This window comes from Streptomyces sp. NPDC045022 (genome assembly GCF_056432605.1).
The window spans coordinates 1-25,045 of sequence record NZ_JBWKIR010000051.1 but is presented as its reverse complement, the minus strand read 5'-3'; the positions used below and the strand labels follow the sequence as shown (position 1 = coordinate 25,045).

Annotated in this window: 24 protein-coding genes and 6 pseudogenes; 10 read left to right on the top strand and 20 right to left on the bottom strand. The window is 67.5% G+C overall.

All coding sequences use genetic code 11. The features are described from left to right. Positions 1 to 172: 172 nt before the first annotated feature. A complete protein-coding gene (locus AC07C1_RS39890) occupies positions 173 to 490 on the top strand; it encodes an ankyrin repeat domain-containing protein (RefSeq protein ID WP_478947016.1) in 318 nt (105 codons plus the stop codon). Here the strand turns inward: AC07C1_RS39890 and AC07C1_RS39885 are convergent. Beyond that, positions 480 to 1,279, bottom strand: a protein-coding gene (locus tag AC07C1_RS39885) for an IS5 family transposase (RefSeq protein WP_478947020.1) whose coding sequence is annotated in 2 segments (ribosomal slippage) — positions 480 to 941 and positions 944 to 1,279 — 798 coding nt in all. Because the reading frame shifts where the segments join, the coding sequence is not laid out codon by codon here. The two genes, AC07C1_RS39890 and AC07C1_RS39885, sit on opposite strands and share 11 nt — an antisense overlap. Positions 1,280 to 2,192: 913 nt before the next feature. Between AC07C1_RS39885 and AC07C1_RS39880 the strand changes: the two genes are divergently transcribed. Further along, positions 2,193 to 3,224, top strand: coding sequence for a NucA/NucB deoxyribonuclease domain-containing protein (locus AC07C1_RS39880; protein ID WP_478947015.1), 1,032 nt, complete (start codon positions 2,193 to 2,195; stop codon positions 3,222 to 3,224). A gap of 910 nt (positions 3,225 to 4,134) precedes the next feature. On the opposite strand, the gene AC07C1_RS39875 is transcribed toward AC07C1_RS39880, so the two are convergent. The 7 genes from AC07C1_RS39875 to AC07C1_RS39845 all read right to left on the bottom strand — a co-directional run bounded on the left by AC07C1_RS39875 (position 4,135) and on the right by AC07C1_RS39845 (position 6,864). Further along, a complete protein-coding gene (locus AC07C1_RS39875) occupies positions 4,135 to 4,632 on the bottom strand; it encodes an ISAs1 family transposase (protein ID WP_478947019.1) in 498 nt (165 codons plus the stop codon). Beyond that, positions 4,614 to 4,853, bottom strand: a complete 240-nt coding sequence (locus tag AC07C1_RS39870; protein ID WP_478947021.1) for a hypothetical protein — start codon at positions 4,851 to 4,853, stop codon at positions 4,614 to 4,616. The genes AC07C1_RS39875 and AC07C1_RS39870 overlap by 19 nt, the downstream gene beginning before the upstream one ends. 38 nt (positions 4,854 to 4,891) lie before the next feature. Next, positions 4,892 to 4,984: a hypothetical protein gene (locus AC07C1_RS39865; RefSeq protein ID WP_478947014.1), complete on the bottom strand. Its 93-nt coding sequence runs from the start codon at positions 4,982 to 4,984 to the stop codon at positions 4,892 to 4,894. Continuing rightward, the gene (locus tag AC07C1_RS39860; protein WP_478947013.1) at positions 4,972 to 5,142 is read right to left on the bottom strand and encodes a hypothetical protein; all 171 of its coding nucleotides are present in this window, start codon (positions 5,140 to 5,142) and stop codon (positions 4,972 to 4,974) included. Before AC07C1_RS39860 ends, AC07C1_RS39865 begins: the two co-directional genes overlap by 13 nt. Before the next feature lie 55 nt (positions 5,143 to 5,197). Next, a complete protein-coding gene (locus AC07C1_RS39855; protein WP_478947012.1) occupies positions 5,198 to 5,419 on the bottom strand; it encodes a helix-turn-helix domain-containing protein in 222 nt (73 codons plus the stop codon). Further along, complete coding sequence (locus AC07C1_RS39850) at positions 5,419 to 5,910, bottom strand: DUF2975 domain-containing protein (RefSeq protein ID WP_478947011.1); 492 nt, start codon at positions 5,908 to 5,910, stop codon at positions 5,419 to 5,421. The genes AC07C1_RS39855 and AC07C1_RS39850 overlap by 1 nt, the downstream gene beginning before the upstream one ends. A gap of 789 nt (positions 5,911 to 6,699) precedes the next feature. Next, on the bottom strand, positions 6,700 to 6,864 hold the full coding sequence (locus AC07C1_RS39845) for a hypothetical protein (protein WP_478947010.1): 165 nt from the start codon (positions 6,862 to 6,864) through the stop codon (positions 6,700 to 6,702). A 121-nt stretch (positions 6,865 to 6,985) separates the two neighbouring features. On the opposite strand from AC07C1_RS39845, the gene AC07C1_RS39840 reads away from it, so the two are divergent. Continuing rightward, positions 6,986 to 7,234 (top strand): hypothetical protein, encoded by a 249-nt coding sequence (locus AC07C1_RS39840; protein ID WP_478947009.1) that lies wholly within the window; start codon positions 6,986 to 6,988, stop codon positions 7,232 to 7,234. A gap of 183 nt (positions 7,235 to 7,417) precedes the next feature. Here the strand turns inward: AC07C1_RS39840 and AC07C1_RS39835 are convergent, their stop codons facing one another. The 7 genes from AC07C1_RS39835 to AC07C1_RS39805 all read right to left on the bottom strand — a co-directional run bounded on the left by AC07C1_RS39835 (position 7,418) and on the right by AC07C1_RS39805 (position 14,129). Further along, a complete protein-coding gene (locus tag AC07C1_RS39835; protein ID WP_478947018.1) occupies positions 7,418 to 7,627 on the bottom strand; it encodes a sigma factor-like helix-turn-helix DNA-binding protein in 210 nt (69 codons plus the stop codon). A gap of 649 nt (positions 7,628 to 8,276) precedes the next feature. After that, positions 8,277 to 8,723, bottom strand: coding sequence for a hypothetical protein (locus tag AC07C1_RS39830; protein ID WP_478947008.1), 447 nt, complete (start codon positions 8,721 to 8,723; stop codon positions 8,277 to 8,279). A gap of 32 nt (positions 8,724 to 8,755) precedes the next feature. Further along, positions 8,756 to 10,126: a restriction endonuclease fold toxin-2 domain-containing protein gene (locus AC07C1_RS39825; protein WP_478947007.1), complete on the bottom strand. Its 1,371-nt coding sequence runs from the start codon at positions 10,124 to 10,126 to the stop codon at positions 8,756 to 8,758. 182 nt (positions 10,127 to 10,308) lie between these two features. Next, positions 10,309 to 10,728 (bottom strand): head decoration protein, encoded by a 420-nt coding sequence (locus tag AC07C1_RS39820; protein WP_478947006.1) that lies wholly within the window; start codon positions 10,726 to 10,728, stop codon positions 10,309 to 10,311. Positions 10,729 to 10,870: 142 nt separating this feature from the next. Next, positions 10,871 to 11,110, bottom strand: coding sequence for a hypothetical protein (locus AC07C1_RS39815; protein WP_478947005.1), 240 nt, complete (start codon positions 11,108 to 11,110; stop codon positions 10,871 to 10,873). A 519-nt stretch (positions 11,111 to 11,629) separates the two neighbouring features. Next, positions 11,630 to 13,714, bottom strand: coding sequence for a SpoIIE family protein phosphatase (locus tag AC07C1_RS39810; RefSeq protein WP_478947004.1), 2,085 nt, complete (start codon positions 13,712 to 13,714; stop codon positions 11,630 to 11,632). A gap of 163 nt (positions 13,715 to 13,877) precedes the next feature. Further along, positions 13,878 to 14,129: a hypothetical protein gene (locus tag AC07C1_RS39805; protein WP_478947003.1), complete on the bottom strand. Its 252-nt coding sequence runs from the start codon at positions 14,127 to 14,129 to the stop codon at positions 13,878 to 13,880. A gap of 496 nt (positions 14,130 to 14,625) precedes the next feature. Between AC07C1_RS39805 and AC07C1_RS39800 the strand changes: the two are divergent. The 3 genes and pseudogenes from AC07C1_RS39800 to AC07C1_RS39790 all read left to right on the top strand — a co-directional run. After that, positions 14,626 to 14,918: pseudogene (locus tag AC07C1_RS39800) on the top strand (IS110 family transposase); the annotation flags it as partial. Then, positions 14,914 to 15,000, top strand: a pseudogene (locus AC07C1_RS39795) (IS5/IS1182 family transposase); the annotation flags it as partial. The pseudogenes AC07C1_RS39800 and AC07C1_RS39795, both read left to right, overlap by 5 nt. 362 nt (positions 15,001 to 15,362) lie before the next feature. Then, complete coding sequence (locus AC07C1_RS39790; protein WP_478947002.1) at positions 15,363 to 16,421, top strand: zinc-dependent alcohol dehydrogenase family protein; 1,059 nt, start codon at positions 15,363 to 15,365, stop codon at positions 16,419 to 16,421. A gap of 177 nt (positions 16,422 to 16,598) precedes the next feature. Here the strand turns inward: AC07C1_RS39790 and AC07C1_RS39785 are convergent, their stop codons facing one another. After that, a complete protein-coding gene (locus AC07C1_RS39785) occupies positions 16,599 to 17,501 on the bottom strand; it encodes an NmrA family NAD(P)-binding protein (RefSeq protein WP_478947001.1) in 903 nt (300 codons plus the stop codon). A 372-nt stretch (positions 17,502 to 17,873) separates the two neighbouring features. Beyond that, positions 17,874 to 19,463 carry an MFS transporter gene (locus AC07C1_RS39780; protein WP_478947017.1) on the bottom strand — a complete coding sequence of 530 codons (1,590 nt, stop codon included), beginning with the start codon at positions 19,461 to 19,463 and terminating at the stop codon, positions 17,874 to 17,876. A gap of 209 nt (positions 19,464 to 19,672) precedes the next feature. Between AC07C1_RS39780 and AC07C1_RS39775 the strand changes: the two genes are divergently transcribed. Together AC07C1_RS39775 and AC07C1_RS39770 are read left to right on the top strand one after the other, a co-directional pair. Further along, positions 19,673 to 20,269, top strand: a complete 597-nt coding sequence (locus AC07C1_RS39775) for a TetR/AcrR family transcriptional regulator (RefSeq protein ID WP_478947000.1) — start codon at positions 19,673 to 19,675, stop codon at positions 20,267 to 20,269. A 223-nt stretch (positions 20,270 to 20,492) separates the two neighbouring features. Then, a pseudogene (locus tag AC07C1_RS39770) lies at positions 20,493 to 20,567 on the top strand (DnaB-like helicase C-terminal domain-containing protein); the annotation flags it as partial. Between the two features lie 134 nt (positions 20,568 to 20,701). Here AC07C1_RS39770 and AC07C1_RS39765 read toward each other — a convergent pair. The 3 genes and pseudogenes from AC07C1_RS39765 to pdxR form a co-directional block, all read right to left on the bottom strand. Further along, positions 20,702 to 21,263, bottom strand: a pseudogene (locus tag AC07C1_RS39765) (dihydrofolate reductase family protein). Between the two features lie 262 nt (positions 21,264 to 21,525). Then, positions 21,526 to 21,744, bottom strand: a pseudogene (locus AC07C1_RS39760) (IS6 family transposase); the annotation flags it as partial. A 106-nt stretch (positions 21,745 to 21,850) separates the two neighbouring features. After that, on the bottom strand, positions 21,851 to 23,290 hold the full coding sequence (gene pdxR / locus AC07C1_RS39755) for a MocR-like pyridoxine biosynthesis transcription factor PdxR (protein ID WP_478946999.1): 1,440 nt from the start codon (positions 23,288 to 23,290) through the stop codon (positions 21,851 to 21,853). Positions 23,291 to 23,491: 201 nt separating this feature from the next. Here pdxR and AC07C1_RS39750 point away from each other — a divergent pair, with 201 nt between their 5' ends. Together AC07C1_RS39750 and AC07C1_RS39745 are read left to right on the top strand one after the other, a co-directional pair. Further along, the gene (locus AC07C1_RS39750; RefSeq protein WP_478946998.1) at positions 23,492 to 24,673 is read left to right on the top strand and encodes an MFS transporter; all 1,182 of its coding nucleotides are present in this window, start codon (positions 23,492 to 23,494) and stop codon (positions 24,671 to 24,673) included. A gap of 187 nt (positions 24,674 to 24,860) precedes the next feature. Beyond that, positions 24,861 to 24,962: pseudogene (locus tag AC07C1_RS39745) on the top strand (maleylpyruvate isomerase N-terminal domain-containing protein); the annotation flags it as partial. Positions 24,963 to 25,045 lie beyond the last annotated feature (83 nt).

The window sequence follows — 25,045 nt, the reverse complement described above, 5'->3', positions numbered from 1 at the left end:
AGATCTGGAGACAACAGGCGAAGGCTTGAAAGACACAACATCAGGCTCCCACCAACAAGCCCGTCATACCCACTGAACTAACGAAAAGATCAGTAAGACGCCATCTCATTTGGTGACTGAAGGAACATGAATCCGCTGGTGAGATTCCGTGATTGGGCGGTTGAATGACGTCGTGAGTGACTACTGGACGCCGGCCCATCACGCGGTGGAGCACGATGATGTAAAGACCTTGGTCCGGCTGCTGGCCAAGGGAGCTGACCCGGACGAGGTCTTCGGCAGCATGACGCTGTTGACGCACGCGATCGATATGGAGGGGGACGGAGCCTTGCAAACCGGGGATCCGTTGACCGTGCACACCACGGCGGTGCTACTGGCCTTCGGCGCAGATCCACAGCTCGCGGATCCCGATGGGCGAACCCCCATGGACCTGGCCGAACACTACGGCCACGACTTGGCGATCGAGTTACTACAGCGGCACTTCAGCAGGTGAGTCTGCGGTAGCAGATGAGGGTGCAGGCGATGCTGGTGAAGGCCAGGAAGTGCTCGGCTTTGCGCTCGTAGCGGCGGTGCAGGCGGCGGCATCCGGCGAGCCAGGACATCGTGCGTTCTATGGTCCATCGGTGGCGGCCCAGCCGCGTGGAGGACTCGACGCCCTTGCGGGCGATGCGGTGCCTGATGCCGCGCCCGCGTAACCATCGCCGCAGGTGGTCGTAGTCGTATCCCTTGTCGGCGTGGAGCGTTCCCGGTCTGCGTCGCCGGGGTCCGCGCCGGGAGCGGATCGGCGGTATGCCCTTCACCAGCGGGATCAGCGCCTGGCTGTCGTGCAGGTTCGCTCCCGAGATTCCGGCGGACAGGGGCAGACCGGTCCGTTCGGTGATCAGGTGGATCTTCGAGCCGTACTTGCCCCGGTCGACAGGATTCGGACCTGTCAGGTCCCCCTTTTCAGGGCCCGCATGTTCACCGAGTCGATCGCGCAGCGGGACCAGTCCAGCTCGCCGCGGGCGCCGAGCTCGTCCAGCACCAAGCGGTGAAGCTTGGCCCACACCCTGGCCTTCGTCCATTCGGCAAAACGCCGGTGCGCGGTCGCTCCCGACGGCCCGAACGACGCGGACGGCAGCTGCTGCCACGTGCAGCCCGACGTGGCCACGAACACGATCGCAGCCAGTACCTCCCGGTCACCGTGCCGGCGTCGGCCACCTCCCTGAGGTCGCGACGGAGCCTCCGGGACCACCCGCTGGAACAGCTTCCACAACTCATCCGGCACCAGCCGCTCAACGATCGAAACCACGACCCACAGCCTACCGATCCAAATGAGATGACCCCTAAGTTCGGAGAGCCTGTCATGCAAGGCACGGTAGACGCCGCCACTGACAACTCGCCCCCAGGCGCATCGGAGCCTGGACACAACCCCCGCACGACGTGCCCAGCCGTGCCGCTGGATCCGCACGGGACCATCCCCGCGGGCGCGGGGAGCACGCTCCCGGGACGGCCTTCGGCCGTCCACTGTGGGGACCATCCCCGCACCCGCGGGGATGGTCCAGGCGGTGACAAGCAGCGTCGCCAGACGCCGGGAGTCCCCGTGCCGCCTGAGCAGCGACACCCTGCCGATACCGTCACGGGGACAGCTCCGCCAGTCGCTGTAACGGAATAGCCGACGAGATCGTGGAAGCCGGCGCATTAGAGGACGTGCCGCCGTCGACATCCTGGCCAAACTTCGTTACGGATCACGCCAGTTCGGATCTTTAGGTGTTGCTTTGGAGGTCCCCGCAAAGGTAGTCCTTACCTCGACCGGAAATTTTCCGTTCGAAACGAAGCGGGGGCTTTACGTGAGACGGTTTGTCCTGGGCTCGAACCGCCGCATGGCGGCGGGCCTGTCAGTCGCGGCGGCTCTGTCGCTGCTTGTTCCTCTTTCTTCTGCACAAGCAGAGGAGGGCCAGCACGCTCAGCAACTGGAAACGTACGTCCAGCCCATCGGGGCTTCACCTCTGACGCTCTCCCAGCTCCGGGGCCCCGATGGAATGAGACGCCTTCGTGATCTACAGGATGAGGAGTCGTCGCTGCCAGTTCTTCCACGCGAGACGATCGGCGAAGCACGGTCCTTCGCGCCCCGAGCAAAAGTGGAATCTGCACAACCGGAAGCAACTAGGCATGGGAGATCATCAGCCGTGTCGCTCCCAGAGCCTTCCCACAGCATGGGGCTGCAGGAGTGCATCAGCCACTTAGGCGGGTCGCCGTTCTACGTCAAGTCCCGGTACGCCGTTTGCTCAGGCCAGACGTTCAATCAGGTGTGGATTGTGGACGGGGATCCGGCAGGGACTAGCCAGTTCACCGTGTACGTGGTCGGCACCATTCCCAAGGACAGCCGAACCATGACTACTACGTACCATTACGCCGGTTTTGTGGCTGCGGGTGTGAACAATGCGCGCGGGCTGGGTATTACCACCAACGCATCGATACCCAAGACCTGGCCGTCCACGGTTCGGTTCACCAAGGGAGGTGACCGTTTCCCCAAAAAGCAGACGTGGCAGGAGCTGCTGGATGGCCGGACGAACCATCAGACAATTAATGCTCCTTCCGGACAGGCGGGGACGCTGGGTCCCAAGACTCGAATGATCACGGCTGTCTACCAGCCCAACATCAAGTTGGCGGCCCCGCCCGGATGGGTGATCAGCCCTGGCGCCGGCGGCGACATCTTCATGCTGCCGCCTCGCTGGGACCAGGCCACCTATCTGCCGAAGTCATCTGGCGCCGCTGTATTCAGCGTGCTCACGTCGCTGAAGTACAGCACCGCCAGGAGTGCTCCCGAACGAGAAGTGGCCTCGCACATCAAGAAGGCCTACACGAAGCCCGGGCAGACCAGACCTCCGTTCAGCAGGAAGAAGCTCCCCGGGGAGACGCCCAGCGACCCTCTCACCCGTCTCTACTGGGATGACAACCGGCGGGAAAAGAACCGGAACCGAGCGGTATACAACTGCACCAAGTATTGGGGGCGGAACTACTCTCAGGGCGGGAAGAAGGAATGCGACGAGTTCCCCTTCGCGTCCACGTACGAGGGTGCGGCCGGATCCGTGTACGACTCACGTCAGGATCCGCTCAACTTCAGCGTTATGCCGGTCTCGAAGGAGAGCAATGGAGCTGCTGGGAACCTGCTCGCTCAGTATTACAAGTTGAACCGCATCATCGACGGCCCTGACGACGGGTTGATGGTCAAGATCGCCTCGTAGGGAGAATCCGGACAGTGCGGGCCAGTCCCATGTACACAACAGGGCTGGCCCGCACGAGTCTGTCTGGGGGTGTTAGGACGCCGCTGGCCAGAATTGGATGACGTACCATTCGACGTCGTGCGGAACGCTGTGCCGCGCAAGTTCCGCTACTTCCTTGCGCCCTGCACACATTGCCCTTACCGCCCAGGTGGCAGGCTTCCTCGACAGCTTAATCTCCATGTCATCGGTCATCGGACCACCCATGCTCCAAGCACGCAGCTTTCCGGATACGCACCGGATCGTAGCTTCGGCAACCTCATCCCAGTCACCCACGGACGGGGAACTCGGGGTAGGAGGTTCTGCATCCCACTCCTCGACAGTGACATTCGCCCTGTGAGTGTGGCCGGCACTCGTGAAATCCAAGCGTCCTGGATGAGGCATGAGAAACTCACCGGCCTCGAAACCGTCCGGGAAAGTGTCGGGTACATGATCGTCATCCCAGTCTTGAAGTGCCCATCCGTAGAACTCCACACGCACCGGCACTACCAGTCGCCTGACCTGCTCAGCCACGAAGCCTCCTCACGTTCAGACCCTGGCCGAGAAGATATCGGAGACCGCGTGAACTACCTTCGACATCTGGCTTGATGGCCGAATACTGGCGGGTCTGGCCGATCAGCCTTACACGGCCGGCCGTGCGTTACTGCGGCACCTGTAACGGCAGGGCCTCGGCGTAGTCGCGTGACGTCTGTTTCGTGATCATGTGAGCCCGAGGAGGGCGAGCGGTCGGCTGGCGTCGCGGGCGTTGTGCCGGAGGCCGGTGCGATGCAGCTCTTTCCGGCGAGGCAAAGGGCGCCGATGGCGAGGTTGCGCCAGGTCGCCATGGCGCGGGGTGCGGAGCCGGTTCGCAGCTGGGAGGCCTCCTCGGCGAACGTCATGTCTCGGACGTGGTGCAGGGCTTCATCTTCCAGTGGCTGCGGATCAGCCGGGCGAGCTCGGCGGGTGTGGCCTGTTCCGCAGTGAGGCTGGTGACCGCGTAGACGGTCTTGATGCTGACCTTGCAGGTCTTGCGATCCGCTCGGTGGCGCTTGAGCTGGACGGCCTGGCGGGCACCGGGAAAGAGCAGGCTGGTCAACGTGCACACCTTGATGCGGCGGATCTCGCCGCGGCCGTGGCCGGTGTCGCGGGTGCGGCCCTGCAGCGGGATCTGCTTCCAGGGAAGGGACTTGAGCCGCTTATGGAGCTTCTTCTGGTTCCCTTTCACGGTCACGATGTAGTGCGCGCCTCGGCCGAGCAGGTAGCTGGCGTGCTCGCGCTGGGTGTGCATGGCGTCGCTGGTCCCGACCACGCCCGCCAGTTCGGCGAGGGTCTCCAGCAGAGGCTGGAAGCAGGTTATCTCGTTGGTCTTCTCGCCTACGTCGAGTTGGGCCAGGACCAGGCCGGAGGAGTGGTCGCAGGCGGCGAGCAGATGAATCGTGCGGCCCGTGGGCCCCTGGCCGCTCCGCGCAGGGTCTTGCCGTCGACCGCCACTGCGTGCAGTTGACCCACGGCCCCAGCGCGCCGGTCGGCCAGCCAGCGGCCCACCGCCCGGTCCAACGCGTCGCCGTCGATGCGGCCCAGCAGCGCCGCACCGTCGCCTCCGCTGGCAGGCACCGCTTCGGGGACAGCGGGTCGGGCCGTACGCCAAGGCGCTACAGGACGGACGGGGCATCGGTGATCCACTCACCCACCGCCAGTAGGGAGGTCGCTCCGGCCAGAACCGCGCACGCGGTCAGCGCGAGCACGACGACCAGAGCGTGCCGTACGCCGCGCGGATCGCGAGAGAGTCGGGCACCTCGGCCAGTCGCTCCAGCAGGTCCGGGATCTCCTCGGGTACGACCCCGGAGTGCTCGCGGAGTTGGTCAAAGGCAGGCGGGATCGACGATGATGCGTCGGCAGGCACGGTCTTCCACTCGGATCACGGGGTGCCGAGAATTTCATGATCTTGGAAGGGCACGTCATTCGCCTGCGGCGTCCTCGGCTTCCCAGCGAAGCAGGTCGCCCGGCTGGCACTTGAGCACCTCGCAGAGCGCGGCGAGCGTCGCGAAGCGCACCGCCTTGGCGCGGCCGTTCTTGAGTACCGCCAGGTTGGCGGGAGTGATCCCTACGCGCTCCGCGAGCTCGCCCACGGACATCTTCCGCCTGGCCAGCATCACGTCGATGTCGACGGCGATCGGCATCAGATCACCTCGTCCAACTCGGCCTGCATCTGCGCCGCTTCGACGTCGCGCGCGACGGCCTGGGCGAGCAGCATCCGCAGCACGAGCACGATGAGCGCGACCCCCAGGATGGCCACGCCAACCCCGCCCATGATGACGGTGACGCCTGGGTCGTCCCGCTGGCCCGGCGCATTGATGACCGTCGCCGCGAACCACACGAGGGCAGCCGCCACGATCGCGCCGATCACGCCGTCCACGTACCGGAAGGCGGCGTGGGAGAACACGGTTCCGCGTCGCATCATCGTCACCAGCCGCCATACGCAGATCAGGGCGACCTGGACCGACACCATGCCCAGGATCGTGATCACGCGCAGCGCGGTCAGCGGGAGCGACCCGTCCTCCGGGTCGCTCCCGCTGACCAATGTCCACACCATCAATCCCTGCACGAAAACGGTGCCGGCGAGCACCATCACGAGCACAGCGCGCAGCGCACGCACGGTCAGCTTTCCCATAACCCATCCTTCCATCGAACCGCGATGGAAATCTATCGAGATTCGATAGGTGAAGCAAGGGTTAGGACGGAGGGTTGGCGGCAGTTTCGCAGGTGGCGGGACGTCGCCGCCTCCCATAGCTTGGCGGTTGCGTGAACCGTCTTGATCTTGTCGAAGTCGGCCTCACTTGACCACAAATCGGACACCACCCGACTACGCCGAAGCCCTGCCTGTAACGGACATCGGCTCCCGCCGATGGCACACACCGTGGCGTTGGAGAACCCCAGCTTGTAATGGTGGTGGGGGTGCCGGAGGAGGGACCTTCCAGCGAGGAGCACCATGCAGAGGCGGCCCGGCCGGCGCAGGCGATGGTGTCACGGCGATGTGGCACTGCGCGCTCGGCGTAGGTGGCGTTCCCTACGGCCTGCGTGCACAAGATCGTCGGGGAAGTCGGTGGCGCACATACCGGCAAATGCGCGAAGCGGTCTGCAGCCTTGGCCGCACCGACCGGACTCGCTCATCGACGCCTACCGCCATGCCCAAGGTTCTTCCCCACGGCAAGCCGGAGGAGAAGCAGGCGAGGGCCAGCCCGCTGGTGGCCCGGAAATTACCTCGGGCCGGGCGCGCCCTTCCAGGATCGGCGAGGAACCGGCCTGGGCGGCCGAGGTCGGCTCAGTGGCGGGGGGGACGCAGCCAGGGCGGCGCTTCAGCGTAAGAAGGCCAGCCACCATACCGGCGACGGTGGATTAATCCCGGGGGCAGCATAGTCCGGCGTGCGCTGCCCCCCGGGGGGGCTACATCCCTGCGGTGTCAGTGGGCGACAAGGTCTTGAAGGTGGTGGGCCAGGTCTGGACTCGGCTGCGGGATGGATCCGAAGCCGTCGAGTGTGTCTACAGCCAGTTCGTCGACGGCGTCTCGGACCGCTTCCTCGGGTACGGCGGTGACGTCGTCGGGCAGGTCGAGGTAGACGGTCACACATCCGGGGGCCGAGGGTGGTGTCGAGGACCTCGTGGGCGACGGGCGCGTACTGGTAGGGCTCGTCCTTCAGCACGGCGATTTGGTCCGCCCAGTACTTCGCGTCCCGCCACTCCCCGCGGTGCAGGTGCAGCAGGTGCAGGCACACCGCTCCGGTGGCCTGGCCACCGCCGGCGGCGTACTGGAGCCAGAACTGCGCGCCTTCCTCGTAATCGGCCAGGAGGAGAAGGCAGGCGAAGGCGAGGGCGCCGCCGGGATCGCGGCAGGTGTCGAACCGGGCGATGCGGCGGGCGGCGTCGTCGTCATGATGACGCCTTGGCACAGTGCGCGCAGGTCGTGTCCGGCCCGCTCGTGCAGCATCAGCTGCTGACGCGGGGTTCGTTGCCCGGGCTCGGGGCCGGTCAGGGCTTTCATCCAGCTCAGCTCGCGGAGCTGGTCGGCGATACGGCGGCGGGAGGCCTCACGGTGGGTGCTGGTGTAGGTGCCTTCTCGGATGCGGGCTCGATCGAGGGCTTCTTCTAGGGTGCGCGGCTGGTGGGGGCCCATCGGGGTCTCACTCCTCGTCATCGGTGTCCTCGCCGAACTGCAGTCCGAGGCCCGCGGCCAGGCGGCACTTGGCGGCCCGGCGGGTGGAGCGCACGGTCGCCTCGCACACGCCCATCACCAGGGCGGTCCGCTTGGTGGAGAAACCCAAGGCGGACTGCAGGACCATCACATCAAACTGACGCTCGGGCAGCCGGGCTATTGCCGCATAAAGACCCATACTGTCTTCCACTTCGGTCACTTGTGCTCGGAATTCGGAGCGGAAGCTGTCCAGGATTGGGTCGCAGGCCGCCCGGATCGCGCGCTCGAAGGCCAGCGTCTCCTGAGCTGCCGGGTCACGGCCCTGGTCGGCGAGTGCTGCGGCGACGCGTTCCTTCAGCAGCCGCCAGGCGAACGCTTCCGTCTACGTGAACCTCGCCCCCGGTACTGCCCGTGCTGCCCGCCGACGATGCCCACTTCGACCGGCCCAACAACCAGTGGCGCATGACGGTGGCTCGTAGCCGGTGCGGTCCTCGGTGCGGAGGGGCAGCTGGGCGAGGGCGTCCCGTACGGGCAGGGTGACGGCATCACGCGGTACGTCGGCGGCCGGGGCGGCGTGTGCGGCCGTCGGGATGAGGAGAGCGGCGAGTACGGCGGCCGTGCGGGCGAAGCGCACGAGCGGGAGTCCTCTCGAAGATCACGGGAAGTTCGTGATGTTCGTAGTGGCTTCCGCAGGCCGTTCGCCCGGTAACTGGCAGCTGCTCTACCCGATCGGAGGTTAAGTCTGATCGTCGGGTCGTGATCCCCGCTCGGCATCCGCGTTCGTGGTGGAGACCTCGATGAGCTGATGGTGCGTGGACAGTGGTCTGGCTGCCGCGTTCACAGGCTCTTCAGTCGAGGCCGCCGGTGTCTTCGATGTGCTGGACGAAGGCCGCGGTGATTCGGGGGCGGGTGGCGTCGGGGACGAGCGTGCGCTCCAGGCCTTCCTCGATCCCCCATTCCGTGTTGAACATGACCGGCACGTGGGCCGGTGCCACATTGTTCCTGAGCCACAGGGCAAACCGCGCCGCCATGTGAGCGTTGCAGTCCAGGACGGAGACGCCCTCGGGTTCCAAGCTGGCCAAGCCTTCCAGGTCCTCGTCGTCGAAGGTGATCCCGAAGATCATCGATGCGCCGCGTACCGGTCCGTTACCCCCGTCATCGACACGGGTGAAGGTCTCTGGATTTCGTTCGCGCAGCCGCGCTTCCAACCCCTCGAAGGTCAACCCCCAGCTCTGCCCGTGGGGAGGGGTGAAGACGAACATGGTGCGCAGTTCCGCGATCTCTTCCGGTTCCATGGCGGTGCTTCCTGGGCTTGGGGTGGCAGTGGTCAGGGAACGTAACGGGCGTGGCCTTTGACGCCGTAGGCGGCCATCATGATGCGCCAGTACTGGACGGCGTCCTGGTTGTTGGTGACTGTCTCGACACCACGCATCTCCTTGTTGCGCGGGTCGTTGAGCGCGGCGGCGTACTTCGTAAGCTCCCCACGGTCCTTTGCGTAGAGGAAGTCCCTGTCTCCGGTCGCATGGTTCTTGCGGAGGTCTTCCAGCGAGCGGTAGCACCGCTGGTTCGGCTTGTTGACGTACTTTGCTTCGACCGCCATCCCGTCGAGGTTGCGGAATCCGTCCACCATCAGCGTGTTTAACGGGCTGATGCCCTGCGGGATGGGGACCTCGTACTCCGGGAAGCCCGCCACGCGTCTCTGGTAGGCCTGCTCGGCAGCCTTACCGCCGGAGATATCCCCCTTGCGCAGCGAGTCGAGCCAGGTCTGGAAGTTCTTCCCCTCGCGGGGCGTGAGTGGCGGAAAGCGTGGGTCTGGCGGGTTCTCTGGTGGGATCGGCTGGATGTGGGGAGTGTTGCTCGGGAGGGGGCGGTAGGCGGCCGGAACCAGGGTCGGGACGCGGATCAGGGGACCGACGAACGGCGGGAGGTTGGGCAGGAAGCCGCCGTGGTCCGGCTGGGGCATCGTCACCCGGGACTTGGAGCTGTCCAGGGCGGGTGGGATCTTGCCGAGCGAGGTTATGCGTGTGTCGCCTGCTATGAGATCGTGCAGGCCGCCATCGTGGCCGTCGCCTCCGAACCGCGGCTGTTCCCAGGGCCACAGGAAGTCACCAGTGAGCTCGCTGTTCTCCAGGGGGAGGCGTTGTTTGGCGGTTTCGACGTGGTCGGCATAGGCGTCGCAGGCGTTTGCGAGCATCCTGCAGGCGGTGGGGAGGTTCGCCAGTAGGGTGTCGTGTCCACCCACCTCGCTGGGCGGCGGTGTCTTGCCGACGAACTTCTCGAAGAAGCTCTCGACCGCGTCAGCGGTATGGCCGGCCTGATCGAGGGTGGCCGACTTCCACGCGTTGAGGGAGTCCCAGTACGCGTCATCGAGGATCTTGGCCGCGCTCCGCCAGGTCTTGGCGACGGCCCGCAGCTTGTGCGGCTGTCCGAGGAATCGCTCGTTGAAGAGGTACTGATCGACACCACTGGTTTCGCCGACAACGTCCGGCAGGTCCTCGGCGTCGTGGCTGGCGCGCGGGCTGCAATCTGGGCCAGACGGCTGAGCACCGATCCCGGGCGCGAAGGGGCTCTGCTCCAGGAGCTTGGCCGCGACCTTGTCGTCACGCTTGAGGAGTTCCTCGGATGCGTTGAGCAGCGCACCCGCGCCACTGGCCATCACCTGGTGGGCGAACCCGGACTTGTCGAAGACCGTCTTCACGGCCTCCGTGTACACCTTGGCAAACCCGCCACTTCACCTCGTCCTGCTCCAGCGTCGGGATGATCCCGCCTTCCCTGGTGAGCAGATGGTCCTTCTGCGAGGGGATGGCGCGGGCGAACGTGGTGAGGTCGCGAGCGGCGACGTTCTTGATCAGGTCCTGAATGGTCATCGTCGGCCGCCTCTCACACGAACCGGATCTGGGGACCGGTCACCGACGGGGCGACCATGGTGGTGTCGATGCCGCCGGGGACCTTGGCGGCGACGACCACGCCGTGCCACAGCAGCGCGGCGGGGGCCTTCGTCGCGGTCGGCGCGAACAGCACCTCGGCGAACACGAACCCGGCGAGCGCCTGGCGGCCGTCGGTCGCCGCCGGGTCGAAAGTGCCGTACAGTCCGCTCGCAGTGATCTTGCCGACGGGTACGCCGGATAGGACTCGGCTGTACGGCTGGGCAGTGTCGGCCGACGCCGCGGTGTGCGTGCCAGCGGTCAGCTTCGAGATGTCGAGCGTGATGGTCTCGACGGAGTCGGTGCCGTGCAGCGCGCCGAGCCAGGCCCGGTCGGCGGTGTACGACGCCGACGTGGTGATGGGCTGGAGTGTCACAGCCGTCCTCCCGTGGACGTGAAGCGAATCGGATTCGCGCGCTCACCTGGTGGCGGCGCCGTCCACGGGAGGGGTGAGGGGCGTGGTCCCCATGTCCGGCTTTCCCGCCGGTGGGGTCATGGTCTGGCCATGACGGGGTTGGTCAGTCGGCGATGAAGCCTCGGCGCCGAGCCATTTCAAGTCCCGCTGCGCCGGGCTTGGGCGGTACGCCGCCTCGTGACGGCGGCCCGCCGGCGGGAGACCCGCCCGGGGCGGGCGGCGTGGTCTCCCGGGCCTGGCCGAACAACTCCGGTCGCCGCTCCTTCAACTGCTCGGCAGCCGCGGCGACCGCTTCCTCATCGGCGTCGGGCTGGTCGTCCAGGGCCCTGTCGATGAGGAGCACCGCGTCGGCCAGGTCATCCCCGGCCGCCGAGTCCCGCCAGAGCGGCCCGTCGGATGGCGGCGCGCTCCTTGGCTACGGCCTGCGCCTCGCGGGCCTCCGCTGCCCTCAGCTTCTCGTCGGCGGCCTGCTCCCGTCGTTGAAGTTCCGTCAGCGCGGCCTGCTCGGCATCGCGCTTGGTGGTGATGAACTCGGTCAGCGCGTCGGAGTTGTCGAAGCCGAGTTCGCCGAGCAGCTTCTTGACGGCCGCGCGTCCGCCCTGTGTCTTCTCGCGGCCAGCAGCCGCGACACGTCCTCTTGCGTGACGGAACCGCCGGGGACACCGCCGTCGCCCTCGGGCTTGTTGGATTCGTCCTCCGGGGAGGCGCCGAGAATCGGGTAGATCGGCCGTCCGTCACGGCGGTGCCCAACCGGTGTGAGCGGTTTGGGAAGCGAGGGGCGCGTCATGCGTGAACCATCCACAGGTCTCCAGCGCCCCCGCGCCGATGATCAGTGTAGCGACCGGCCGGACCTGGCCGTATTTCAAGAGTCGGGCGCGAAGGGTTGCATGCGTGCGATGAGCACGGCGACATCGTCCGGGTCGGCGGGAAGCCGGAGTTCGTGAAGGAGTCGGTCGCAGGTCTCTTCCAGGGTGGGGTCGGGTGTGTCAAGCAGGTGCAGGAGGGTGTTGAGGCGTTCGTCGATGGGGTGATGACGGACCTCGACGAGTCCGTCGGTGTACAGGACCAGCCGATCACCAGAGCCGACGGGGATGGTCGTGGTCACGAAGGGCACGCCGCCAACCCCGAGTGGGGTGCCGGTCGGTAGGTCGAGCAGTTCCGGGCGCTTGGCATTGCGCACCAGGACGGGGGGCAGATGGCCGGCTACGGAGATGTGGCACTCCGCGCGGTGTGGATCGTAGACGGCGTAGACGCAGGTGGCTATGTACTGCTCAAGCCCTGAGGTGATCTTGTCGAGGTGCTGGAGGACCTGGGCAGGGTCTAGGTCGAGGTCGGCGAAGTCGCTGGTGCCGGTGCGCAGGCGGCCCATGGTGACGGCGGCGTCGATACCACTGCCCATGACGTCGCCCACGACCAGTGCGGTCTTGTCGCCGTCGAGCGGGAGGACGTCGTACCAGTCGCCACCGACCTCGTAGGCGGCCTGTGCGGGCCGGTAGCGGGAGGCGACTTCCAGGCCGGAGAGGTGCGGCGGGTGGTCTGGGAGCAGGCTGCGCTGAAGGGTCTCGGAGGCGTTGCGCACGCTCTGGTGGGAGCGGGCGTTGTCGATGCACACGGCGGCGCGGGAGGCCAGCTCACCGGCGAGGGCGAGGTCGTCCTCGCTGAAGGGCTGCGGGTTGCGGGCGCGGCTCAGCCCCAGGAAGCCGAGGATCTGGCCACGGGCGGTGAGCGGGAGCATCATGTAGGAATGCACGCCGGCGCGGGCCAGCAGCGTGGCGGCGCGGTCGTCGCGGGCAATGCGGGCCATGGCGGCGTCATCCATGTGAGAGATCAGGATCGGCCGGCCGGTGCGTACGCATTCGGTGGGCAGGCGGTCGGCGTCGTAGGCAGCGATCTCGCCGGGCGGGTCCGCGGCCTGGACGGCTTCGGTGACATAGGCGGCCTGCACCGCGAGGGCGCGGAAGAGCGCGGGGCCGTGGCCCAAGGGCGGGCGGTGCTCGTCGAGGACGGAGTCGAGGACGTCGACCGTCGCCATGTCGGCAAGCTCGGGAACGGTGACGCCGGTCAGCTCTCGGGCGGTCTGTTCGACCTCCAAGGTGGTGCCGATGCGGGCGGAGCCATCGACGATCAGCGCCAGGCGACGGCGGGCCTCGGCGGCCTCCGTTGCCGCCTGGTAACGGTCCGTGACGTCCACCACCAGGTCGGCCACCCCGAGGACCCGCCCCTGGGGGTCCTCCAGCCGGTACAGCGAGATCGACCAGGCGTGCAGGTGCGGGTCGGCGGGAGTGTGGCCGACGATGGTGTACTCGTCGACCATCGGGACCCCGGTCTTGAGGACCTGCCGCATCCCGGCCTCCGGCCCCTCGAACTTCGCCGAGGTCATGATCTCGCGGTAGTGCCGGCCCAGATGGTCTTGCGCAGGAATGCCATGCATCCGCTCCAAAGCGGGGTTGACAGCCACATACCGCAGATCGGTATCGAGGATCGCCAGCCCGATGGGCGACTGAGAAATCAGCCGGGTGGACAGGGCGACGTCCCTCTCGACCTCCCGAAGCTTTGACCTGTCGGTGGCCAGACCAAGGGCGTAGAAGTCACCGAGGCTGTCCAGCAGCCGCATGTTGCGGAACTCCACCAAGCGAGTGCTGCCGTCCTTGTGCCGGATCGGGAACGCCCCGGCCCACCTCTCCCCGGTATCCATGACCTCGGCAAAAAGCTTGATCATCAGATCCCATTGCTGCTCGTGAACGAGCAGCTGCGCAGCGTACTGACCGAGCGCCTCCTCGGCTGTGTAGCCGAACAGGGCCTCGGCCTCTGGGCTCCACAAATGGATCCGCCCATCGGCATCCAGCAGCACCGCAGCAACGCCGAGAAGGTCCATCAGCCCACTCGGCTGCGACAACCGTCCCTCCGGCTGGCCGGTGTCAGCCGGACGCCCATCCGCTGCGCTCACACGGGCACTCCTTCCATACGCCAGGCCACAAGGGCCTCCACTCGCGCCAGCCCGTGGCCCTGCCCCGTACCTACGGAGTGCTTCGGCTTCCATGGTCCCCCTGGAGCGCCCTTCCGCGCACGCACTGGACACAGGACGGCCCCGCCCCCTCCCCTCAACTTGATCATTCGTCGTGAGCACTGCCTGGAATCAGCGGCGCACCTGGTACGTCACGGTCTGGCTTTGGGAGTCCCAGGTATGCGCGAACGGCGGCGTTGTCGCCCGTTGCGTCGGCGAGGCGGGCAGCAGCATCGAAGGCGCGAGGCTGGATGCGCTCAACCTCCGCCGGTGCGTCGTTGATGGGGTACCCGGCATCGATCAGCATCCCGATGCCGGTCTCCACCGACAGGACGCCGGCTCCGACGCCCTCGTACACGGTCCTGCCCGGCACCGGGAAGCCGGACCCTCACAGCCGGATGCGTGAGCTGCTGACCGGGCGCACGCTCCCTGTCCCCGACGCTTTCGATGAGGAAGCGCTCCAGGCCGCCTCCGCCCTGGCCCGATGCGGCGACCGGTTCATGGCGGACGCCCTCACCCGCGCCCACGCCCACGGACGCATCACCCAGAACCTCGCCGGTGCACCCGAACTCGTGCGCCGCTACGAGCACGCCCCGTTATCTTCTTCGCGGTCCTGCAAGAGGGCCGCTGGCCTCCGGGCCCGGCATGACTGTTGCCCCCTGTCGATCGGATGACCTGGGGGGTGGTGTCACCGGGCCCGGGAGGTGCCGTCGGAGACGCTGATGAGAGGTCCGGCCACTGCCCGGTCCGGCGCAATGCCAGACAGTTCGCGGGCGGCAGGTCTGCATAACGTGGATGCGCGCGTACGACACCACTGCCAAGGCCGGCACCTTCAACTCTCCTGGAAGGGCGCGATGTTCGACACCGAAGACGTGGGGGTGTTCCTCGGCCTGGACGTCGGCAAAACCGCTCACCACGGCCATGGACTCACCCCGGCCGGGAAGAAGGTCCTCGACAAGCAGCTGCCCAACAGCGAGCCGAAACTGCGGGCAGTCTTCGACAAGCTGACCGCGAAGTTCGGCACTGTCCTGGTGATCGTGGACCAGCCTGCATCCATCGGAGCCCTCCCGCTCACGGTCGCCCGGGACGCGGGCTGCAAGGTCGCCTACCTGCCCTCGCGATGCGGCGGATCGCCGACCTACCTCCGCGACTGCCGTCTCAAAGGCGACGGCGTCCACCACGCCATGCTTGGTATCGCACGGATGCACAACCTCGCCCTCGCCGGATAGACCACCCGGCTGTACAGCAGCCCGCTATACCCAGGCCACTCAGAGATCATTTACGGGACAGCCCTTAAGGAGCAGCGGGCATTCGCGCCACGCTGCATCGTCGCCGCTGGGAATCTTTCCGAGGCCGGATGTAGCGTGGAATGGCGATTCAAAAGTCTGAACCAGAGTAACGCGCTGCGGCGACGTGGCCTGATCACGGACCTCAGTAGACCGTCGGAACCTGGCGCGCTTACATGATCATACTGAGCGTGCCGGGGAGCCCGGGCGCCGACGAGGATGCCGGCACCAGCATCGCCTTTGTCCAAAAGACTCGCCCAGTTTGTCGGGCGCTGAGAGACGAAAGGTCACTCATGCCTCAGTCCATGCGCGCGCTCGTAGCCGGAAAGGTAGGTGAGCCTGCCGATGTCCTGCGGCTGGAGTCCCGGCCTGTTCCCACGCCGGGAGCCGGTCAGGCGCTGATCCGTGTGAAGGCGACTCCGATTCACGCCAGTGATCTGCACGTGCTGCGTGGCCGCTACGGTTTCTCTCCCGAGTTTCCCGCTGTCGGGGGTCACATGGAATGTGTGGGCCGTATTGAGGCGCTGGGTCCGGATAGCGAGGGCCTGAGGGTCGGCGAGCGTGTGGTGGTCGCTGCCGTACCGGCGGTACCTGGGCCTCATATGGCCGGAACTTGGCAGGAATACCTTGTTGCCGATACACGAAGGCTCCTGCCGGTTCCCGACCATCTGAGCGACTCCACCGCATGCCAACTCGCCGTCAACCCGTTGACGGCGCTGCTCCTGGTGACGCGCGAACTCGACGTACAGCCGGGTGAATGGTTGTTGCAGACGGCCGCGGGCTCCACCGTCGGCCGGCTCGTCATCCAGCTGTCCAGGCATCTGGGTATCCGCACCATCAATGTGGTGCGCCGACGTGGTGCCGTGGAGGAGATCAAAGCGTTGGGCGGTGACGAGGTCATCTGCACCGAGGACGAGGACCTGCTGCAGCGTGTGGCCGAGATTGCAGGACCAGCCGGCGTACGCAAGGCCACCGACTGCGTCGCGGGACCCGTGGGTGCCCAGGTATCCCAGGCAATGGCTCCGGGAGGAGAGGTCGTGGTCTACGGCGCGCTCTCCACCCATCGGCAGACCGACCCGGCAGCGCTGACGATCCCGCTGCAGGCACGCTCGGTCATCTACGAGACCAAAACGGTCCGTGGTTTCTGGCTGAACCGCTGGTTCGGGGCCGCCTCACCCGAGGACGCGCTGAGCGCGCTGTCCCAGGTGCGCAGTCTCGTCGTTGACGAAGTGCTTAGCATCCCCCAGGGCCGGCCGTTCCCGCTCGAACGCTTCACTGAAGCCATCGCGCTCGTCGAAACACCCGCACGTGACGCCAAGCCGCTCTTCGTCTTCGAAGACAGCCGGGACAAAGACGACAGGTAGGAAGCGGCCCTGCCGGCGCCGGCAGCGGTGCGGCTGCGGCGGGGCAAGGCCGCCAACGCCCGGTTCTGTCTGGCGCCACTCACCCAGCGAATCCGAGCGAGGTCGGCGCAGTCCCCATGGGCGAGGCAGGTCAGCGAGCGCTGTACGTCGCGCTCTCCCTCAGCTGTCGGACCCGGCTCAGTCCAGGTAGAAGTCCCTGCGGGCGGCCACGAACGCCTCGATCGCCTGGGCGGGGGTGCCCGTCACGCGCTTGACGTCGTCGGCCGTGCGGTCGTAACGGTTGTCCCGGTGCAGCCGGGCCATGGTGGCGACGTGCTGTTCGAGGTGCGGCGGCATCCCCAGCTTCGGGAGCTGAGCCTCCCACCTCTCCGGGGGCACGTCCACGTAGGTCACCGGTCGTCCCAGGGCCCGCGAGAATTCCGCGGCCAGCTCCGTCATGTCGACCGAGCGCGGCCCGGTCAGCTCGTAGACCTGCCCGATGTGCGGAGCCGGGTCGCGGAGCACGGTGGCGATGACCCGGGCGACGTCGTCCACCGCGACCGGCGAGGTGCGTCCGGTGCCGAACGGCAGCGCGATGGTGCCGTTCTCCTGGATCGACCGCGCCGCCATCATGGTGAACAGGGGCGTGTCCAGGAATGCCGTCGGCCGGATGTGCACCACGGGCAGACCCGACCAGTTGAAGACCTGCTCCGCCAGCCAGTGCAGCCGCTGCTGGTACGACTCCTCGGTGCTGGTGGCAGTCATCTGCGACACTGTCATCTGCGACAGGTCGACCAGGGCCTCCAGCTTCCCGTACTCCTTCGCAACAGAGGCCACCACAGTCGCCGCCAGCAGATGGTCCGGCGACACGCGCATCGCGAAGTACATCCGCGTCACGCCCTGCAGGGCGGCCGCTACCGTCTCGGGCCGGGTCAGGTCACCGATGGCGACCTCCGCACCGAGCGCCCGCAGTTCAGCCGCACGCTCGTCCTCGTGACGGACCATGAAACGCACCGGCACATCCTGAGCACGCAGTTGCTCGAAGACCGAACGGCCCACGCCGCCGGCACCGGGGATGAGAACAAGGTTGTCGGCAATCATCAGTCGATCTCCTTCGGAATCAATGGAACAACTGGATTGAGTTGTGGTCAAAGCGTCAGTGGAGCTGTCGGTGAAGCGTTGGGCGCGGCAATGTCACTGCGGATCCGGGTGGTGCTTGCATGGGGTCTCCGGTGCTGTCAGTGGTTCTGCGATCGCCGGGCGGAGGAGGTCAGCGGCAGCGAGTTCGGCAGGGATCTCCCGGTGGATGGTGGTCTGGCCGACGCCAGTGCTTCCGGTGATGTCCCTTGCCTGTCGTGGCGCCCTCCTCGAGCACCCGCAGCACGGACTCGTTGACGGTGGTGTCCGCGGCGGCAGTGCGGGAACGTCCTGCCAGGCGATCACCGCTGGAGTCTCACGAGGGATGGTTCGTGATCACCGTCGGACTCCTATGGTCTGGCGCTGGGACTTGTCACCACCGGCGGCCACGGCGGTGTCCTTGCCCGGCAGGAAGAGCAGCACGACGACCGCGCCGACCAGGGCGACGGCCGCCGACCCCATGGCGGTGATGTGCATGGCATGGATGAAGGCGTCGTGCGCGGGCCGCACCAGCGCCCTGCCGACCGGTCCCAGCTTCCCGGCGACGACCAGGGTCGCCTGGACGGATTCACCTGCGGCGTGCCGGTCGGAGACGGGCAGGACGCCCAGGTGGCCGTCGATGCCGTTGCGGTAGGTGGTGGACAGCAGCGACCCCAGCACCGCGACGCCCATGGCCCCGCCGACCTGACGGAAGGTGTTGTTGACCGCGGACCCGGAGCCGGCCTTCTCCCGCGGCAGCGACGACATGATCATGACGGTGGCCGGCGGCATCACATGGGCCATCCCCGTGCCCATCAGGAAGAACAGCACCTCCAGCACCCAGATGGGGGTGTCCTGGCCGAGCAGCAAGAAGCCGGCGAAGGCCACTGCGGTCAGGACGAGGCCGGCGGCGCATACGGCGCGGGCACCGAAGCGGTTGACGACCAGCCGGGCTCGCGGGGCGAAGAACATCTGGGAGGCGGCGAGCGGCAGCACGAGCAGACCGGACTGCAGGACGCTGTAGCCGCGCACGCTCTGGTTGTAGAAGACGCTGAAGAACGTGACGCCCATGAGGGCGAAGAAGACCAGGCCGATGGCGGCGACGGAGGCGGAGAACCGCCGGTTGCGGAAGTAGGTGACGTCGAGGGCCGGATGGTCGCTGCGGGCCTCGTACACCACGAAACCGGCGAGGACGGCCAGGCCGCCCAGGATCGTCGCCCACGCCTCGGGCCGGGTGAAGTCGCCCACCTGGCCGCCCTTGATGATGCCGTAGACCAGCACCGCCAGACCGACGATCGACAGCAGCACGCCGACTGGGTCGAGCCTGCCAGGCCTGGGGTCCCTGGAGTCGGGGACGATCACCACCATCGCGGCCATCGCGGCGACCACGATCGGCACATTGACCAGGAAGACCGAGCCCCACCAGAAGTGCTCCAGCAGGACGCCGCCCGCGATGGGGCCGGCGGCTATGGCGAAACCGACCACACCGGTCCAGATGCCGATGGCCTTGGGCTGCTCCTCGGGCTCGAAGACATTCATGATGATCGCGAGGGTGGCGGGCAGGATGAAGGCGCCGCCGAAGCCCATCACGGCGCGGAAGGTGATGAGCTGCCCGGAGGAGTCCGACAGCGCGGACAGCACGGACCCCGCGCCGAACACGGCCATGCCGAAGAGCAGCACCTTCTTGCGGCCGAGCCGGTCACCCAGCAGGCCCGCGGTGAAGAGCAGTCCGGCGAAGACCAGCGTGTAAGAGTTGACCGCCCACTCCAGCTGGCTCTGGGTGGAGCCCAGTCCGGTGGGAGCGGGCTGGGCGATGGTCTTCATCGCCACGTTGAGGATCGAATTGTCCAGCATCACCACCAGCAGGCTGCACGCAAGCACGGCCAAGATGGCCCAGCGCCGGGGGTGGACCGCCTCAGGAACACCTCGTCGCCGGGCAGGCGGCACGTATGGCGTGGACTCGGGCGTCGAGGGCTCGGTGGGTGGTGATGCCACAGGGGTCTCCAGTGCTGTCGGGGGTTCCGGGATTGCCTGGCGGAGGCCGTCGGCCTCAAGAGGTGGGAGGCGGCACAATCGACGACAAATAGATGTCGCAAACAATCTAAACTGAGGCTAGGATAGATGGCAAGCAGCATCTATCTGGGGAGAGTGATTCCGTGGGCCGCGTGTCCCGGGCGCAAGCACAGGAGAACCGACAGCGCGTCGTAGCCACCGCCTCCCGGATGTTCCGCGAGAAGGGCACCGCAGTCAGCGTTGCCGATCTGATGAAGGCCGTCGGGCTCACCCATGGTGGGTTCTACAAGCAGTTCGGCTCCAAGGAGCACCTGGTCGACGAGGCGATCGCCCACGCCTTCGCCGAGCAGGCGGCACACTCGGCGGTGGCGCTCGAGGAACATGCCGGGGAGCACGAGGCCGCCCGCCGGACGCTGATCGAGGACTACCTCTCGGTCTGGCACCGTGATCACCCCGCGGACGGCTGCCCCGTGTCCGGATTCGCCACTGACCTGGGGCGCGAGACCGAACAGGCTGCTCGCGCCCGCCACACCTACATCAACGGGGTACGAAACCGCGCCGCTCGGCTGGCCACCGGCGACGACGACGGCATGGCCCAGCTCTGCACCATGGTCGGTGCCCTCGTCCTCGCCCGCGCCACCCGGGGCCACCCGATCTCCGACGAACTGCTGCAGGCCGCGCGCACGGCTCTCACCAAAAGCGGCACCGGGAAGACCGAACCGCAGCAGCGCACGGACTGACCGGGGGCCGGCCGATCGTGGCAGCAGGTTCGTCATGGACGTTTACGCTCTTCCTCAACGCCACCACCACCGCAGTGCTGGCCTGCACTGCAGGTGCGTTATTGCATGAGGGGGACGCTGTCTCAGTTTCGTGAGTTCTGATCCGCTGGCCGATGGGTGTTGGTGTGCTCAGGGGTGTGGATCAGGAAGAGCAGGAGATCCTCGCGTCCGACGCCGAGCCGTGCTCATCGCCCTCGCCCAGCTCAACCGCGGGCCCGAGCAGCGCCAGGACAAGCGGCCGGCGGTCAGCGACCTGCGCGCGCCTGCGCGACATGTCCGCCGACGCAGAACCCGCCCTGTAGGGTCTCGCGGCTGATGTCGCAATCTCACGGGCCGTGTCGTACCGATGTCGTATACGACATCGCAGTGAGACTAGCGCGTGGGTGCTGCTGCTCAGCGCCTCGTCTCGTACCTGGTCAGGATCACGCCACACGGGAACGTCCGCGTCTCCACCAGATTCAGGTTCACCCAGCTGTCCAGCGCGGTGAAGAACGGCGTGCCGCCGCCCACCAGGACCGGCGCGGTGGCCAGCACGTACTCGTCAATCAGCCCGGCCCGCATGGCCGCCCCGGCGAGCGTCGCGCCGCCGATGTCCATCGGGCCGCCGTCCTCGGCCTTGAGCCGGGTGATCTCGGCGACCGCATCGCCGGTGACCAGGCGGGTGTTTGTCGACCTTGTCGATCGTCGAGGAGAACACCACCTTCGACATGTCCCGCCAGCGGCGCGCGAACTCGATCTCCGCCAGGGTGGCGTTGGGCTGCTGGTCGCTAGTCGGCCAGTAAGAGCTCATCGTCTGCCACAGCTTGCGCCCGTACAGCGACAGGTCGGTCGCCTGCAACTGGTCGGACCAAAACTGGAACAGTTCGTTGCTCGGCACGCTCCAGCCGATGTCGTCGCCGGGCGCGGCGATGTAGCCGTCCAGGGTCAGGTTCATGCCGTAGATCAATTTCCGCATGGCGCCAGCCTTCAGTGAGTCGGTCTCACGCGTACAGACCGGCGCGGCGCGGGAAACTCATCGGTGCGCGATCTGAGCTCGCATGTAGTCCTCGTGCTCGGTGGCTCAGCCGCAGACTCATCGTTCCGCCGAGGGAATGGCATCGATCTGAGACTGATCTTGGGTGACATCGCGGTGAGACAACAGGGCGCTGTCACGTTGTTGGGTGGGTAGGTGTCTGATGGCACGTCGTGGTGTGGTGGAGCTGGGTTCCGGGCTGTGGTCAGGCCGTGGCGGCGGGGCCGGCGACGCCGGTGATCTGGCCCCAGATTGCGAAGCGGACGGTCATCTCGGCGCGGTGGTTGTGTGCGGGCGTCAGATGGCGGCGGGGCCGGAAGTGGGGTGAGATGCCACTGAACCCGGAGAGGAACCGCTGTGCTCCGCCCACGGAGCGGAAGCCTTTCATCGCCCGTTCGTGTTACCTGGTGGGCTGGTGGCTGTTCTAGGGCCAATCGGGCGCCGGAACGGTGAACGAGAAGGACGCGGCTTGATCTCCAACTCACCTGACACCTAGGAATGGACGTCCCCGCAGTACGCACAGGGGGCGATCAGCTGGTGGCGCCTCTCCTCCGCGTCCGGCCGTGATCGAGTAGGTCACCGATCGTCGCGACCCCCTCCTCGATCGCCCGCTCGGGCACGCTTCCGAAGCCGAGCACGAGTTGGGGTGGGCCGGAGTCCGATGAGGTGCGGCAGGCGCTCATGCCGTACAGGCCGACGCGCCGGGTGAGGGCCTCGGCGATCACAGCCGTTTCACTTGCCCCGGCCCGCAGGTGGGCCACGGCGTGGAATCCCGCCGCGAGGCCGGTCAGGCGTACGTGTGGGGCGTGATCGGCGAGGGCGTCGCGCAGCGTCCTGCGGCGAGCCCCGTACAGGGTGCGCATGCGGCGCAGATGGCGGTCGTAGCGGCCCGATGCGATCAGCTGGGCGAGAGCGAGCTGGTCGAGGGTGGGCGTGCCGCGGTCGGCGATCCGCTTCGCCTCGGTGAGCGGCTCGGTGAGGGCCGGCGGGCTGAGCAGCCAGCCGATGCGCAAAGCGGGTGCCAGAGACTTGCTGACCGTGCCGATCGAGACCACGCGGTCGGCTGCGAGGCCTTGCAGGGCACCGACCGGCTCCCGGTCGTAGCGGAACTCGGCGTCGTAGTCGTCCTCGATGATGTACGCGTCGCGGCGCCGCGCCCAGGCAAGCAGCGCATGGCGGCGCTCGGGGGCGAGGAGGACTCCAGTGGGCCACTGGTGGGCGGGAGTGACGATCACCGCGCGGGCGCCGGTGGCTTCCAGGGCCGCCACATCGAGGCCGTGCTCGTCGACCGGGACGGGGACCGTGTCCAGGCCCGCCGCGAGGATCGCCGCATCTGCCGTGGCAGGACTGCCGGGGTCCTCGTGCGCGACGGCGCGGACTCCGGCACGGGCCAGTGTCTGCAGGGTGATGGCGAGCCCCTGGGCGTAACCGGAGCAGATGAGGGTGTGGTCCGGTTCTGCCGCTGCGGCGCGGATCCGACGCAGATAGGCGGCGACCACCGTACGCAGGGCCCAACTGCCGCGCGCATCACCGTAGTCGAGATGGGAGTTCGACATCGCGCGGGCCGCCTCCCGGACCGCCCACAGCCAGTCGGCGCGCGGGAACGAGGCCAGGTCGGGCACGCCGTGCCGGAAGTCGGCTATCAGGGAGGGAAGGTGAGCGGGCCGCTCGGCGGATCGCTCGACGGGGGCCGCGAGCGTACAGGCGGCGACGCGGGTGGCCGAGCCGATGCGGGTGACCAGGTAACCCTCGGCCTGCAGCTGGGCGTAGCAGTCCTGGACCAGGCCGCGGGACAGGCCCAGGGAGCGGGCCAGTTCACGTGAAGAGGGAAGGCGTTCGTCCACGGCGAGGCGGCCGCTGCGGATCGCGTCCCGCAACTGCCTCTCCACTTGGACGCGTAGCCGTTCACCGCTGGTCCGGTCGACGGCCAGCAACAACTCGGGGGACAGACCGGTCCACTGCACAGTCACGAAATTGGAGCTTACCGGGAGTCCGGTCGCTGCCCTAGCGTCGACGGTATGACTCCTTCCACCGGCCCGGACGCGAACTCCGCCTCGGACTCCACGGCTGCCACGGGCGTCACGGCCGCCCCTGCGACAGCCGTTGCTCCGACATCCCCTGTTTCGACAGCCGCGGCCGTCACGGCCAACGCTGCGACACTCTCCGATTCGATGCTCTCCGGGACGACGCCCTCCGCAGCACAGCGGCCGCCCCTCCTGAGCCGCCCCCTGTTGCTGCGGTTCGTCAGCGTGGTCGCGGTGACGCTGAGCTTCTTCCTGTTGCTGTCCGCCGTCCCCATGCACGTCGGTCACGGCGCGGCGGGGCTCGCGACGGGCGCGCTCATGCTGTCCACGACGCTGGGGGAACTGGTCGGGCCCTGGGTGCTCGGCCGGTACGGTCACCGGGGCCCGCTGGCCGCCGGGTTGTTCCTGCTGGGCGCTCCGGCGCTTGTGCTGCCCTATGACGACGGCGTGGCCTGGACCGCGGCTGTGTGCCTGGTACGCGGCCTGGGATTCGGTCTCACGATGGTTGCCGGCGGTGCCCTCACCGCAGCGCTGATCCCCGCCGAGCGCCGCGGCGAGGGGCTGGCCCTGGTCGGCGTGGTGGGTGGAGTGCCCTCGCTCGTCGCCCTGCCACTGGGGGTCTGGATGTCAGGCCACATCGGCTTCACCGCTGTGACGACGGCCGCGGGACTCGCTGCCCTGGCGGCGATCCCGACCGTCCCGGCCCTGCGCGAGGTGCGGACGCCGACGAGCCCTACAGCCGAAACCGAGAAGACCGATGCGCAGGCACTCGGCATGGTGGCCGCCATGCGGACAGCCGGGTTGCGGCGCCCCACGCTGGTGTTCGCCGCCACCGCGCTGGCCGCCGGGATCCTGGTGACGTTCCTACCGCTGGCCGTGTCGCACGCATCGGAAGGCATCGCGACGGCGGCGCTGCTGGTGCAGAGCACGACGTCCACGGTGGCCCGCTGGGTGGCGGGCCGCTACGGCGACCGGTGCGGCCCCGCGCGCCTGGTCGCCCCGGGCCTTCTCGCATCGGCGGCGGGCCTGTCGGCGCTAGCGGCAACGGGCAATCCCATAGCGGTACTTGCTGGTGCGGCGGTCTTCGGCACCGGCTTCGGCGTCGTCCAGAACGCCACCCTCACCCTCATGTACAGCCGCGTCACCCGCGCGTCGTACGGCACGGTCTCCGCTCTGTGGAACCTCGCCTACGACGGCGGCATGGGCGTGGGCGCCGCGGGCTTCGGCCTGCTCGTGGCACGCACGGGATACGCACTGGGGTTCGTTCTGACGGGAGTCCTGATACTCGCGGCCCTCGCACCGGCACGGCGCGACCGGCGGTGCCGGTGAACGGGGGTCCGGCTCCCGGCGTCGAGCACGACGGCGTCGGGCACATCCTGGTGCCAGTGAACGGGCGCTGCACCGCTCCAGGCATCGGGCACGACGGCGTCGGGTACATCGCCGTGCCGGTGAACACGCGCTCCACTCTCGGCCTCAGGCATGAGCACGCCATCGAGCACGTCGCGACGGAGCCCGGCTCGTAAGCACCGCTGCCAGCCTCTCCGACTCCGCGCTCCGCGCCCCCTCGATGTTGCCGGGGTGGGCGCGCGGCCACGTCCTGGCCCATGGGCCTGTGTGACGTTGTGATCAGCCAGTTGCCTTCAGCAGGTCGTTGATCCAGATCATTGAGGCACGGAGGTGGAGGCCGGCGAGGTAGCTCTC